General features: G+C 57.9%; 9 protein-coding genes. 5 read left to right on the top strand and 4 right to left on the bottom strand.

Annotated elements, in window-relative coordinates:
- Nucleotides 1-9 precede the first annotated feature (9 nt).
- Nucleotides 10-1,320 (bottom strand): hypothetical protein, encoded by a 1,311-nt coding sequence (locus QCE73_RS18620; protein ID WP_309882934.1) that lies wholly within the window; start codon nt 1,318-1,320, stop codon nt 10-12.
- Nucleotides 1,321-1,819: 499 nt separating this feature from the next.
- On the opposite strand from QCE73_RS18620, the gene QCE73_RS18615 reads away from it, so the two are divergent.
- Nucleotides 1,820-2,809, top strand: coding sequence for a helix-turn-helix domain-containing protein (locus tag QCE73_RS18615; protein ID WP_309882931.1), 990 nt, complete (start codon nt 1,820-1,822; stop codon nt 2,807-2,809).
- Nucleotides 2,810-2,867: 58 nt separating this feature from the next.
- Here the strand turns inward: QCE73_RS18615 and QCE73_RS18610 are convergent, their stop codons facing one another.
- The gene (locus tag QCE73_RS18610) at nt 2,868-3,491 is read right to left on the bottom strand and encodes a putative colanic acid biosynthesis acetyltransferase (protein WP_309882929.1); all 624 of its coding nucleotides are present in this window, start codon (nt 3,489-3,491) and stop codon (nt 2,868-2,870) included.
- A gap of 42 nt (nt 3,492-3,533) precedes the next feature.
- Nucleotides 3,534-5,024, bottom strand: coding sequence for a glycosyltransferase family 1 protein (locus tag QCE73_RS18605; protein WP_309882928.1), 1,491 nt, complete (start codon nt 5,022-5,024; stop codon nt 3,534-3,536).
- A gap of 136 nt (nt 5,025-5,160) precedes the next feature.
- On the opposite strand from QCE73_RS18605, the gene QCE73_RS18600 reads away from it, so the two are divergent.
- Together QCE73_RS18600 and QCE73_RS18595 are read left to right on the top strand one after the other, a co-directional pair.
- Entirely contained in the window at nt 5,161-6,477 is a 1,317-nt protein-coding gene (locus QCE73_RS18600; RefSeq protein ID WP_309883158.1) for a glycosyltransferase, read from the top strand.
- Nucleotides 6,478-6,597: 120 nt separating this feature from the next.
- Nucleotides 6,598-8,010 (top strand): polysaccharide biosynthesis protein, encoded by a 1,413-nt coding sequence (locus QCE73_RS18595; RefSeq protein ID WP_309882927.1) that lies wholly within the window; start codon nt 6,598-6,600, stop codon nt 8,008-8,010.
- Between the two features lie 38 nt (nt 8,011-8,048).
- Here the strand turns inward: QCE73_RS18595 and QCE73_RS18590 are convergent, their stop codons facing one another.
- Nucleotides 8,049-9,302, bottom strand: coding sequence for a glycosyltransferase WbuB (locus QCE73_RS18590; RefSeq protein ID WP_309882926.1), 1,254 nt, complete (start codon nt 9,300-9,302; stop codon nt 8,049-8,051).
- 479 nt (nt 9,303-9,781) lie between these two features.
- On the opposite strand from QCE73_RS18590, the gene QCE73_RS18585 reads away from it, so the two are divergent.
- Nucleotides 9,782-11,995: a polysaccharide biosynthesis tyrosine autokinase gene (locus QCE73_RS18585; RefSeq protein WP_309882924.1), complete on the top strand. Its 2,214-nt coding sequence runs from the start codon at nt 9,782-9,784 to the stop codon at nt 11,993-11,995.
- Nucleotides 11,996-12,037: 42 nt separating this feature from the next.
- Nucleotides 12,038-13,156, top strand: coding sequence for a GDP-mannose 4,6-dehydratase (gmd, locus tag QCE73_RS18580; RefSeq protein ID WP_309882922.1), 1,119 nt, complete (start codon nt 12,038-12,040; stop codon nt 13,154-13,156).
- Nucleotides 13,157-13,211 lie beyond the last annotated feature (55 nt).

Here is a 13,211-nt window from a genome sequence, read left to right as displayed (position 1 = left end):
ATTTCGCTTTCATGGTGTAGCAGCGACATCTGTGACCGGCTTCGCGAGCCGGGAAGGTGAGGCTCTGAGATAAAGAAGGCGATCCACAGGCTCATCCGCTGACGACAAACCGCGCCTTCCGTTATTTGCGTCGAAACCCGCCTTGAAGAGTATCAGGGATAAGGAAATCAGGGTCGCCTTATCGTAAGTAAAGATACTTCCATTGAATTGCATCGAAAGAACGAGAAAGACAACCTCGGGAAAGCTGCAGCGTAGAAACAGGATCGCCAACATGGCAATGCCGCCGCATATCCCGTATAGGAGAAACATGTTGATGAGCCCATTGTCACTTGCACCAGCGCTCAAATCCGTTGCGGCTAAAACCTCACTCGATACTAGCTTCGCGAGGGATTCGGACGGGACGCCGAGCACGTAACCTTTTTCAAGAACCTGACTCACCGCCTGAAAGGGATAGATGAACCGGGCGAGAAACGACATGTCCGTTCCCCGCATGATGTCGGAGACTCGGTCGCTCATCACGAGGCCGGCGCCAGTCGCGAAGAGAAGAGCGGCGAGTATGATCCCCGCTGTCTTCGCAGGGGACGGCCTGGTCGTGAAGAGAAGCATGATGACGATGGAGATGATTCCGCTCGTCGTCTGAGCCAGCAAGACAGTCGCCATCGCGGCGGCGATGAACGCCATCTTCCCACCGCCGTGGCGTCCCTTGAGAACATTCTGGCTCACGAAAACGAGGCATAGCACGATAAAGCCGAGGTACGACGGCTCCGAATACGTAGCGGATGGCCGTATCACGGTAAGGATGCCGTGCGCTTGTTCGAATTGAAGCCAGCAGGCCGCCACCGTCCAGCACCCGCCCGGAATGTTTGGCGGAGCAAAAAGCGCGTATGGGACAAAGAATAGTTCGCTTCGACTGTACTTGAGATCGACGGCCTGCAGCGCACTCATGACCAGCAGCGCGATCATGAGTATCCAGATTGCTCTCCCGATTCTCGCTTGGCTCTCGACGCTGAAGTTCAACCTGACTGTTTTGAGCACGACGAGAACAAAGAAGCAGGCCGCTTCGCGAAGAGACCGATACAACGCGTCGACGGAGAAGTCGTCCGGTGAAAAAAGATGTGGAATGACGACGAGCACGACACCGAGAAGTCCCACACCGAGCCAAAGAGGCGTCAGCCGTTTGATCGTGTAGATGCAGGCGAGAGCGAAGCAAGCGCTTCCTATCGACAGGTGAACGGTGTAGCCGAACTGGATCGAAATCACGCACGCCATTCCCGCCGCGACCACGATCCAGCTCGCGTCCGCCGGTCGGGCGATCGGCATTGACGTCACATCATCGAAATGTGTGCTCGAAGTACGCATAGGTCGGCAATGTCACTCAGTGAGCGCGGCTAAATCGCGAAGTGGACTGTCAGACGTCGCGTTGTGGAAATGTACGCCGTTGCGAAAGATCGGATGAAGGTCAGACGGAAATCGCCAACACCTTGTCGGGACCCACCCAATCCTTCTATCGAAATCTGCAATGGCCTTTAAAAGACGATGAAAGTCTCTTCATAAAGTATGAATTAAAGAAGCTCGATAACTTTGATGTGACGTGATTCATGCATCGCGTCTATACGAACGTCCGTATCCATTCATCCGTATGATCGATGTTGAATTTTTTTCATATGGAAAGCTATTTTTGTCGAAGTCTCGACGTAATTTTTTCTTGCCTGTAACCTGCGCTCGTGAGCTCGTCGAATCGCACGTTTCGATGAAGCCCGGTAGTCGATCTGCTCATTTAGTACGAAGAACACTAACGCAACGACCTAGGGGCTCCGCGATGTCAACCTCATCCAACGTGTTCGATGCGATAGCTTGCAATAACAATCGCACTCGTCCCGTGAAGGACTCCGTAGCTGTCAAGCATGTCGGCATTGTTATATACGACGGATTTTCGTTGCTTGCCGCCGGTACGCTTGCCGAGGCGCTTCACGTGGCGAATGAGTTGCAATTCGAAGGTCAGAGCCGTTCATTGACTTATCGCGTCAACCTCTTGTCGGTTCGTGGCGGAACGGTTTCGTGCTCCTCTTCGATGTCGGTCTGGACAGAACAGTTGGCAGGCAGGGAATTCGATAGCCTCGATAACCTTTTCGTCACCGGCGGAAGCGGTGTCGCGCGCGCGTCTGCCGATGACGGCCTTATCGATCTGTTGCGACGGGTCAGTGCAAAGAGTGTCACCATCACCGCGATCGGCAATGCGCAGATGCTCTTGTCGGCCGCTGGTTTGGGGAAGCGCGAGTGGCCATCGATAAAGCAGGGCATACGTCCCGAATCACCGCCGAGCGTTCCGGAACATGAGCGCGATCAGGCGCTGATGACCTCGCTCGCGCTACTCAGAAGGGATCTGGGTGCCGAGCTGGCTGTGCGCGTGGCGGACCGCCTCGGCTCTGGCGGGGAAATATCTTTAGCGGGTACATTCGAGGAGATGTGTGACCAGACGCTCGCCGAGAAAGCGCGTGCATCGGCGCGTTGGCTTGCCCAGAACTGCTCGAAACCGATATCCGTCGTCGATGCTGCGCAGATGTTCTCGATGAGCGAGCGCAACTTCCTGCGCTTGTTCAAGCGCGAGATAGGGCTCACGCCTTCGAAGTATCTGCTGCGCGCGCGGCTCGAACTCACCTGCAAATTGCTCGAGAGTAGCGATCTTCCGGTCGACAAGATCGCCCGTCGAACAGGACTCAGCAACGGCGAGAGGCTTTCGAAGCTGTTCCGCAAAGAATTCTCGATGTCACCGACAGAATTCCGCGGGCGGTCCCGGAAACGGCTTTGATGTTGTCGTCAGATAACTGATGCTATGCCTCGTCCAGGTATGCGGCGGTCATCGGCAATCAATCGAAACGCTTACGAATGAAGCGGCACGGGTTGCCGCCATACACCCCTTCGGGCGCGAGTGAACGATGCACGACCGACATCGGCGTGACCACGGCTGAACGGCCGATCGTGACCCCCATTTGCACAACGCAGTTCGCCGTAATCCAAACACCGTCTTCAATGACGATCGGCGCGACGCGCAGGTTCATCGTCGTGCCCATGGCGTGCGAGCCGGTCGTGAGGAACGTGCTCTGCGAGATGCAAACGTGCGAGCCGATACGAATGGGCGCCTGATTGTAGATCCACGTATCGAAGCCGAACCAGCAATGATCGCCGACCACGAGATTCCAGGGCGCTTTCACGCGAACAGGATGCAGGAAGCGGCAGCCCACGCCGATCTGGGCGCCAAATAGCCGTAATAGCGCAACGCGCAGACCGGAGAAAGGCACTAGCTTGTTATTGATGATGCTCGCTTCGACGATAAACCAGAGCGCCTCGATAAGTGGCGAGCGCATCTTCACGAAGTTACCCTTTCCGGCACGGCTGAGGTCGATCACGCCGCCCACTGGATATCTATCGTTCGTCTCCTCCAAAGGAACCTCCGGGGCTGACGTTTGTTCGTAGCCGAGTTCTGATGCCATTTGGATACCCCTTGCTGCGGTCATTGAACAAGACACGGGCTCTCAGACTTTGCGCGTTTTGTTCGTCTGGATCGAGTACCCATCTTCATTGTGAGGAGTCGACGGGCAAGCCTCCCAACACATACGTCGCGCCTGGAACGCCTCCAGCGCGCGCTGAAGGACCGAAAGGCGCCGGTCATCCGTGAGCGACGCGATCCGCTGCCTTCCCCGTTCAACGAGAGTCTGCCTCAGGCCGGGATCGATCATGAGCTTTCGAAGCGAGTCGGCCATACTGTCCGGATTGCAGAGATCGATAAGAAGGCCCGCGTCACCGACCTGATCGCGCAGATCCTTGAGATCCGAATACAGCACCGGGACGCCCAGTTGAAATGCTTCGTAGGGCGGCAGGTTCGTGGGTCCGAAATACGTGGGCATCACCAGCGCGGTCGCCTGTCGGTAGAGGCAGGGCACCTCGTGATCGGGCACGTATCCGGCGAAGCGAACTCGGTCGGTCAGCCTGAGCTCGGCCGCGACGGATCGTACGTAAGCAAGATTTCCGAAGTCTCGCCCCGAGAACACCGCACCCATCTTGATGCCGAAACGATCTTCCAGACTGCGCAATCCCCGCAGCAAATAGACATGATTCTTATGCGGCCAGAATTGCGCGGGATAGTAGATGTAGTCGCAGTTCAGGCCATATTTTTCCTTGATATCGACGAAGCGATCCGGATGATCGAGTTCGTGCTCGGGTAGCTGAGTTGCAACGGCGGGAGAGAAGGGAATCACATGCACTCGATCTGTATCGACGCCGTATCGTCGGACCACGTTGTCGTGGCCCGCGTCCGAGTCCACGATGATGCCGGTCGCCTTCTTCAACGCCTGTTGATAAATCTGCTCGCGACGTTCGAACTCGCCACCTGACCGGACCTCGGGAAAGTCGACTTCGTCTCTGTGCGACAGGTCCCAGACGGTGAAGAGATAACTGAACTGCGCGGTAACCAGTGCAAGGAAAGAAGGGCATGTGAAATAAACCAGGTCCGTGCCGATGTCTCGCAGAGCCCTATCCAGCCAGTTGAAGTGATTCTTCTGCTTAAGCAACGGGGATGGATTCAGCTGTCGCCACATCACATGAAAGCGCGCGAGCAACCGCTGCAAACGCCCGCTGGGAAGGTAAATAGCGTCGATACCGATACCATGTAATTCTTCGATCGCCGACTGACGTGTCGTGACGATCGTCACCGTGCAGAGTTCGGCTGACAGACGTTTGGCCAGAAGCGCGGCGTTGATCGACTGTTGAAATCCTCCACCCATCGAATTGTCTTGCTCGAAGATAACAACCAATCGGATGGGGCGGACATGAAATCTCTTGGGCTGCAGATTTGCGGCGTCTGATGGTTCAAGATAATCGGCGCGTGGACGGGTAGTGCGGGGAACTGCCAGATCACCATCGTATATCGCGTTCGATGCAGCGCTCTTGGACAGCATATCTTCAATCCCTCGGAATAGGATGCGTGCGGCGCAGTAGGGCGCTCGTTGATCGGATCGCTGATTCATGCACCCTCAACGGTAGCGGGTGGTGCATGGGCGGGCCACGTTCTGACTGATCTCAACAAGACGTTGGCTGACCGATTGAGGCAGTCGTGCGCGCTCCGACCATGATCCGGGCGCGAGGACAGCGGCCAAAAGCTTGATGATTTCCGCCAATGGCGCTTTTCAGGCGGGCCAGCCACTACGATGGCTATCCGGAGCGAAGGCGGTTGATGGTGGCCTCGGCAAGCGGATGCGACGGCATGACAGCGCATTCATCTTATGGTGGCTCGCGCGGATCACGAATCATCGGAGGACGTCTTTGAAAACGCTTCACATCATTCCGTCTCTGGAGGCGCGCTATGGCGGACCGGCCGAGGCACTCAAACGGCTCGCGACAGAACTGCGCCTTAGCGGACACACGGTCGACATCGTTTGTCTCGACTCTTCGGTGCATGCCGACAAGACGGACGATGGCGCATTCGACCGCGTGGTTCGCCTTGGGCACTATGCTGGCAAATACTCGTTGAGTCTGCGCCTGGTTCGATGGCTGAAACAACACGGCAGGCAATACGACGGGATTGTCGTAGACGGGATCTGGCAATTTCACAGTGCGGCGGCGGTGTTTTCACTGCGGCCCGGGAACATCCCCTATTTCGTCATGCCGCATGGCATGCTCGATCCGTGGTTCAACGTCGGTAAGCCGCTCAAGTACGCAAAGAAGCTGATCTATTGGCTGTTCGTGGAAAGGCATGTGGTCAACGGCGCAAAAGGCGTTCTATTCACAACGGAGAGCGAACGCGAACTGGCACGCAAGGCCTTTCCGCTGTATAGAGCGAAGGAAACGACGATGACGATCGGGACCGCGCCACCACCTTCGATCGGGACGACGGAGATCGAAAGATGGCGTTCTCCCGGCGAATCGGGAAAGAAGAAGCTCATTCTTTTTCTCGGACGGATCCATGAAAAGAAGGGTTGCGACTTGCTGATCCGCTCGTTTCACGAAATAAAGGACGCTGCCGCAGATTATCAGCTTGTCATCGCGGGCCCGGACAACGACGGACTCGCAGTGAAACTGCGTCGCGAAGCGGAGCAACTCGGACTTTCCGGGCGCATAACCTGGCTCGACATGGTGAAGGGAACCGACAAATGGTCCCTCTTGCAAGCAGCGGACGTGATGATCCTGCCATCGCATCAGGAAAACTTCGGCGTGGTAGTGGTCGAAGCGCTCGCGTGCGGAGTGCCGGTGCTTTTGACCGATAAGGTCGGAATCTGGCAGGAGGTCGTCGGCGATGGCGCCGGACTCGCGGACGAAGACACGCAGCAGGGCATCACCCGCCTCCTTCAGCAATGGACGCGTTTGCCTGAAGACACCAAGACTGCGATGAGAGTCGCGGCGAAGCAATGCTTCGAAGATCGCTTCCACGTTTCCCGCGTAGCGCAAAACTATATCGCTTTGATGAGCGGCCGGATTGCGTGAACTTTGGCGTGCTTGCGCGCCCGTCCGAAGTTGTCGATGCCGATGTTCCGTTTAACCGTCGCTGTTCTTTCCCTGGGTTATCGTCGAGCGGAAGAGAAGCGTCATAGATGAGACGACCTAATGGCGCTTTCAGATCGTTCTTTCGCGCGCGCACCGGCTTCCATCCTACGGTTATGTTTTCGTCGTTTGCCTTTTGGTGTCGGGACCTCTGAAGGGCGCGACAGGGAGCGCTACGCTCGCGCCGCGCGCTCGGTCGGCTGCAACGCCGTGAGTGCGGCGCTGGGTTTCGCGGTGGTGGTGCTGTCGGTCTCCTTTACGCTTCCCTATCTCGGACAAGAGCGCTTCGGCATCTGGATGACGATATCGAGTCTCGCGGTCATGCTGCAGGTGCTGGATCTGGGCGTCGCTAACGGACTCGTCAATCTCGTTGCCGATGCCAAAGCCGCCGACGATGACGACGCCGTGCAGACGATCGTAACGCGCGGGGTATTACTGCTCACCGTAATCGGTTTGGCGGCTGGAGGTGTATTGACGGGCGCCGTGATGTTGATCGACTTTCAGCGGGTGCTCAAGATCGGGTCGGCGGAGGTCGCGCGGGAAGCTGTCTTGTCGACGCTTACCTTCATCGCGCTGTTTTGCGTGAACATTCCGCTGGGCGGCGTGAGAAAGGTGTTCTTCGGTTTGCAGCGGGCGTGGGAGCCTCATACCGTTGCAGCGATCGGATATTTTTGCTCGCTGCCGCTGCTCTATCTCTGTGCGCGCTCGCATGCGCCCATGCCCTATCTCGTCCTGTGCACGTACGGCGTGCAAGTCGCAAGCGCGTTGATCCTTCTGGTGCGCCTTCACCGCGAGCGGATATTTTCACTCGGCCGCCGCATCTGGAGCGGTCCTGGTTGGCGCGACAGCACGGTGCTGATGAAGACGGGGAGCATATTCTTCATTTTGCAGATCGGAATGATATGCGGTAGCGCCTGCGACCCGTTGATCGTCTCGAACGTTCTCGGTGTCAAGGAAGTGGCGAGACTCGCGGTCGCACAGCGGCTATTCCAGGCGATCGCCGTGACGATCGGGATGCTGTCGGTCCCGCTGTGGGGTCTCTATGCGGACGCGCGATCGCGAGGCGAAAAGGTGTTCATCAGAAACACGCTGAAGCTGTCCATGTGCGTAACCACGGGAACTGCCTTGCTGATGAGTATGACGATCCTCACGTTGTCGTCCTGGCTTATGAAGGTTTGGACCGGCGATCAACTCGATGTGCCGTTTGAACTCCGGTGCGCCGTGGCCGTGTTCGCCGTGGTCGAGGCAACGGGCAATTCCTTCGCGATCTTTCTCAATGGCGTGAACGAACTGCGACCCCAATTGCTCGCAGTATTGGTCTTTTGCCTGATTTCCATTCCGCTCAAGATATACCTGCTCAAGAAATTCGGCACGGTCGATTGGGCGATCTGGGCAACCATCATTGCCAGCGTAGTGGCGGATTATGCCGTCTACATCGGACTATTCAGAAGGCGCATTCTTGCGCACGTTGTGTGAGTTGAAATCCCAGATTGCCGCGTACACGCGGCACTGACTCAAGTAATCACGCGATCCGGGATTCCGCGCTTCTTCCGGAGGTCGATCACCACTCGACTCTCGAACGCAGTGAGGATCTTTTCTCGCGAAAGATGGGTCGTCGCATAACCTCGTCCGAGCGCGCCGAGACGTTCTCGCAACGCAGGATCGTCAGCGAGGCGGGCAATCGCCTGCGACATTGCGGTCGCGGAGCCAGGCTCGGTTACGATGCCCACCGCGTGAACGATATTCCATAACTCCGTATGTTCCGCGGCAGTCGCGACAACTGGCCGTTCGCTCGAGAGCATCGCGCCGAGCTTGGAGGGCATCACGAGATCCGCCGCGTCGGCACGTTGAGGGAGAACGTGGATATCCGCAAGGCCCATCAATTCATTGAAACGCTTGTTCGATTGCAAGCCGATAAGCTTGATATTCGGAAGCCCTGCCGCTTGCGCCTTCAGATGCTCTCGCGCCGGACCGTTGCCGCATATGACGAACACGATGTCATGTCGATGCAACAGCAATTGCGCGGCTTCAGGAAGCAGTTCCAAACCTTGCTTGGCGCCCAGATTCCCGGCATACAGCACCACAATCGCGTTTTCGTCGATACCGAGCCGGCCACGGTAAGCACTCGTTCGACCCAATGGCCGAATATTCGCGGTATCGACCCAGTTTGGCACGAGACACAGCTTGTCTTCGGCGACGCCTTTCGAGGCGGCGCGTTGCGTCATCGCCGCCGAAGGGGTTGAAACGCCGTCAACGCGCGTAAGAAGCGCGCGCTCGACCTTCAGGCAGAGCCGTTGCAAGCCGTCACCTTTGAGCATGCCGAGGTTGAATGCCGCATCGATCTCATAGTCCTGGATATGAAGCCAGCAAAGCGCGCCGCTTGCGCGTGCGGTCAGCAATGCGAGCGGGCTCGCGAACAAGGGCGGCTCGACGAACCACACGAGATCGGGACGCCAGCGTATCTGAGCAAGCGCCCGGGGTATGGCGGCAATGGCGAAACTCATCAGGTGAATCAGACGTTTTATTCCGGAGGGCCGCCGGGGACACCAGAACGGCACGCGCATCACCGACACGTCGTTGAGCGCTTCGGTGGAGTACCTGCGAGCGCTATACCCTTCCTGTACCCGCCAGCCTGGATAGTATGGTGACGCCGTGATCACGCGCACTGTGTGGCCACGCTTTGCGAACCATTCTGCAAGCTCTGACGAATACTTCCCGATGCCGGAGACCTCGGGGGCATAGTTCAGCGAAATCATCAGGATTTTCATTCGGGTACCTAATTAGAATTTGGAATTGAATGAACATTCGTCAATGGCTTTCGCGCGGCGAATAGGTGAAGCCGATATAGGTTATCCGTCGGATGGTACAAGTTGCTTGTTCGCGCCAGCCGACAAAGCCTTGCCGAAGCACGCCACCCATCCATGCGACGGTCCGCTTATTACCGGCACTATTGCCGTTGCCGACAACATCTTGGCGATTTCAGTCGCCAAGCGAAACGTGCCGTCGAGTTATATGTAGAGTTCTCATCGTGGCGGACACAGGGAACCTCGCGGACCTATCGTCCCATGATTCCGTGCTGCTTCGTTTCTTCGTTGACGAGAACCAGGGTAACTGTCCGGACGAACGCACACTCGACGCGTCGTTCTTCACACAATCGCGTCTCCCGGGCGTGCCTTGCTTTCGGGACGCAACGAACCCGATCGGCATATATATGGTCTCGATGAAGCAGAGCACGCGGGGAGATTCGATGCACGGGGAAAACGTGTCGATATCGGAGTACTTCCGGGTCGTCTTCGATAGCCGGCGTCTCGTGTGCGCGGTCGCGCTCGGCACTTTCGCGCTCGGAGCGTTCTACGGAGCGTTGAATCAGCCTATGTACCGAGCGGATGCGCTCGTGCAGATCGGCACGCAGACGTCGAGTTCTTCAGACACCGAAGCGCTGGGCCGGCTTTCCGCAATATTCGATTCGAAGGTGAAAGCGGGCGCCGATACCGAGATGGAGCTGATTCGTTCGCGGCTCGTGGTAGGCGAGACGGTGCGCCAATTGCACCTCGAAGTCGCTGCGCATGCGCGCTATTTTCCGCTTGTCGGTCGCTGGATCGCAAGGCTAGGCGGCGGAGGATGGAGCGGCTCGGAGCTGCCTTTCGGCTTGCGGCGCTTCGCATGGGGTGACGAGGCAATCGAAGTGTCTGCGTTCGACGTACCGCGCTCGGCAATCGGCCGGCAGTTTCTCGTCAAGGCCGGAAAGGACAAGTCGTTCGAACTGATCGCCCCGGATGGAATCGTTCTCGGACAGGGAACGGTAGGAAAGCAATTGACGACGCCTTATGGCAATGGCGAAGTCCGCGTGCTCGTCGCCGAACTCGACGCGCCGGCAGGCTGTGAATTCAGCCTGACGGCGAACTCGGCACAGGCGGCTATTCTTGCACTCCAGAATGCCTTATCGATATCGGAACGCAAGGCTCAGTCGGGCATGATCGGCATTGCGCTCGAGGGCGCCGATCCATTGCGCGTGGCCGATATCGTCAACACGGTCGCTCAGGAATACCTTGCGCAGGACCTCGCGAGAAGATCTTCAGAAGCCGAGCATTCGCTTCTTTTCCTGGAGAGTCAGTTACCGAAACTCCGCGAGGAACTGCAGCACGCGGAAGAGCAATATAACGCTTTTCGAAACAGCAAAGGGACGATCGATCTCTCCACCGAAAGCCGGCTGTTGCTGCAACAAGTGGTCGATCTCGATACGGCCATGCGCTCACTCACGCAGCAGCGCGACGACGTCGCGCAGCACTATCAGCCGGGTTATCCAACGCTCACGGGGATCAATGCCAAGATAGCCCGCTTGCAACAGGACCGCGAAGCGCTGAGCCGGCGCGTCGCGTCATTGCCGGATACCGAGCAGACGGCGCTTCGTCTCATGCGCGACGTGCGTGTCGACACCGAGCTATATACGAGTCTCCTGAATAGCGCGCAACAGCTTCGCGTCATCAAGGCGGGTAACGTCGGCAATGTGCGTATCGTCGATCGCGCCATGACGCCAGAAAGGGCGGTGAAGCCAAATTGGCGCGTGCTTCTTTCGTTGTCCGCGGTGCTGGGCATCGTACTCGGAATTGCTGCGGCATTCCTGCGCAGAGCGATGATCGGCGGCGTGGAGCGAAGCGTCGAGATCGAGCGGGCTCTTGGCATTCCCGTTTGCGCTGTCGTGCCGCATAGCGAGCGGCAGGTGAGATTGCAGGACGACATACGCCGCAGACATCCCGGCGTTCACGTGCTGGCGGCGCGCTCACCGTGCGACGTGGCGGTGGAAGGCGTGCGAAGTCTCCGTACGGCCTTGCAGTCGATCAGCGCGACGCCGCGCAACAACGTGATCATGATTACGAGCTCGACGCCCGGCGCGGGCAAGTCGTTTCTATCGGCCAATCTCGCGGCTGTTCAGGCGGCCGGCGGAAAGCGGGTGCTTCTGATCGACGCCGACATGCGCATGGGCAACATGCACGCGTCTTTCGCGCCGTCTGCCGGTCCTGGTTTGCGCGAGCTGCTGAACGGAGACGCATTCGACGATGTGGTGCGACGCGACGTCATGGACGGCGTCGATCTGATCTCGCGCGGCGGCGACTCGCTCAATCCCGCAGACATTCTCATGAGCGGACGCCTGAGTGAATTGATCCACGCGGTATCCATGCGTTACGACTGCGTCGTCATCGATACGCCACCCGTGCTCGCTGTCACCGACGCGACGCTGATCGGACGTCAGGCAGGGACGACCCTCTTCGTGGTGCGGCACGGGAGGCATTCCGTCGCCGAAGTTCACGAGGCGTTGAGCCGCTTGCAAAAGGGCGGCGTCAGTGTGAGCGGCGTGCTTTTCACCGATGTTCCCGCCGACAGATCGACATACGGCTCGGGATACGATGCCTCGTACGGATATGGCAGCGGACGAGGCGAGACCAGCATCAAGACCGCCTGAATGCAATTTGAACGTGGCGTACGCACATGAGGAGAAGAAACGATGCCGAACAAGGTCGCGCTGGTTACCGGGATCACCGGTCAGGACGGCTCCTATCTCGCACAATTCCTGCTGGACAAGGGCTATGAGGTGCATGGCGTAAAACGCCGTTCATCGCTCTTCAACACCGACCGGATCGATCATCTGTATGAGGACGATCATGTGGCGGAGCGCCGCTTCCATTTGCACCACGGCGATCTGACCGACTCGACCAGCATTCTGCGCATCATTCAACGTGTTCAGCCGGACGAGATCTACAATCTGGCCGCGCAGAGCCATGTCGCCGTGTCCTTCGAGGAGCCCGAATACACAGCCAACGCGGATGGACTGGGCGCTCTTCGGATACTGGAAGCAATTCGCATATTGGGTCTGGAGAGGCGCACGCGTTTCTATCAGGCATCGACATCGGAGTTATACGGCCTGGTCAGGGAAGTGCCTCAGCGGGAGTCCACGCCGTTCTATCCGCGAAGCCCTTATGCCGTGGCAAAGTTATATGCGTACTGGATCACGGTGAACTATCGCGAGGCTTATGGCATTTACGCGTGCAACGGGATTCTGTTCAATCACGAATCGCCCGTTCGTGGAGAGACATTCGTAACGCGCAAGATCACGCGAGCCATTGCCCGCATCGCGATCGGATCGCAGGACTGTCTGTATCTCGGCAATCTCGGGGCGTTGCGCGACTGGGGACATGCACGCGATTACGTTCAGATGCAGTGGCTCATGCTTCAGCAACCTGAGCCGGAAGACTTCGTCATCGCATCGGGCGTGCAGTACAGCGTGAGGGAATTCGTTCAGAAGGCGGCATCGGAACTCGGTGTGAAGCTTCGCTTCGAGGGAAGCGGTGTCGATGAAGTCGGCATCGTCGAAGCAGTCACCAGCAAGGAATGTCGCGTTCCGCCTGGCACGGTGATCGTTCGGGTCGATCCTCGCTATTTCAGGCCAACGGAAGTTGAAACATTGCTGGGAGATCCGTCGAAAGCCCATGCAAAGCTGGGATGGTCGCCTACAGTGACGTTCGATGCGCTCGTGAAGGAGATGGTGCTCTCCGACTATCAGATAGCGAAACGCGACGCGCTGATCACGCTCGCCGGATACCGGGCGCTGGAGCATCACGAGTGAGGAAGGCTTAACTCGGGCCGGGCGGCTCGCGTGAACTTTGCGAGCGCCCGCCATC

Source organism: Caballeronia sp. LZ029, assembly GCF_031451275.1.
Taxonomy (GTDB): domain Bacteria; phylum Pseudomonadota; class Gammaproteobacteria; order Burkholderiales; family Burkholderiaceae; genus Caballeronia; species Caballeronia jiangsuensis.
This window is presented reverse-complemented; position numbering and strand designations above follow the sequence as displayed.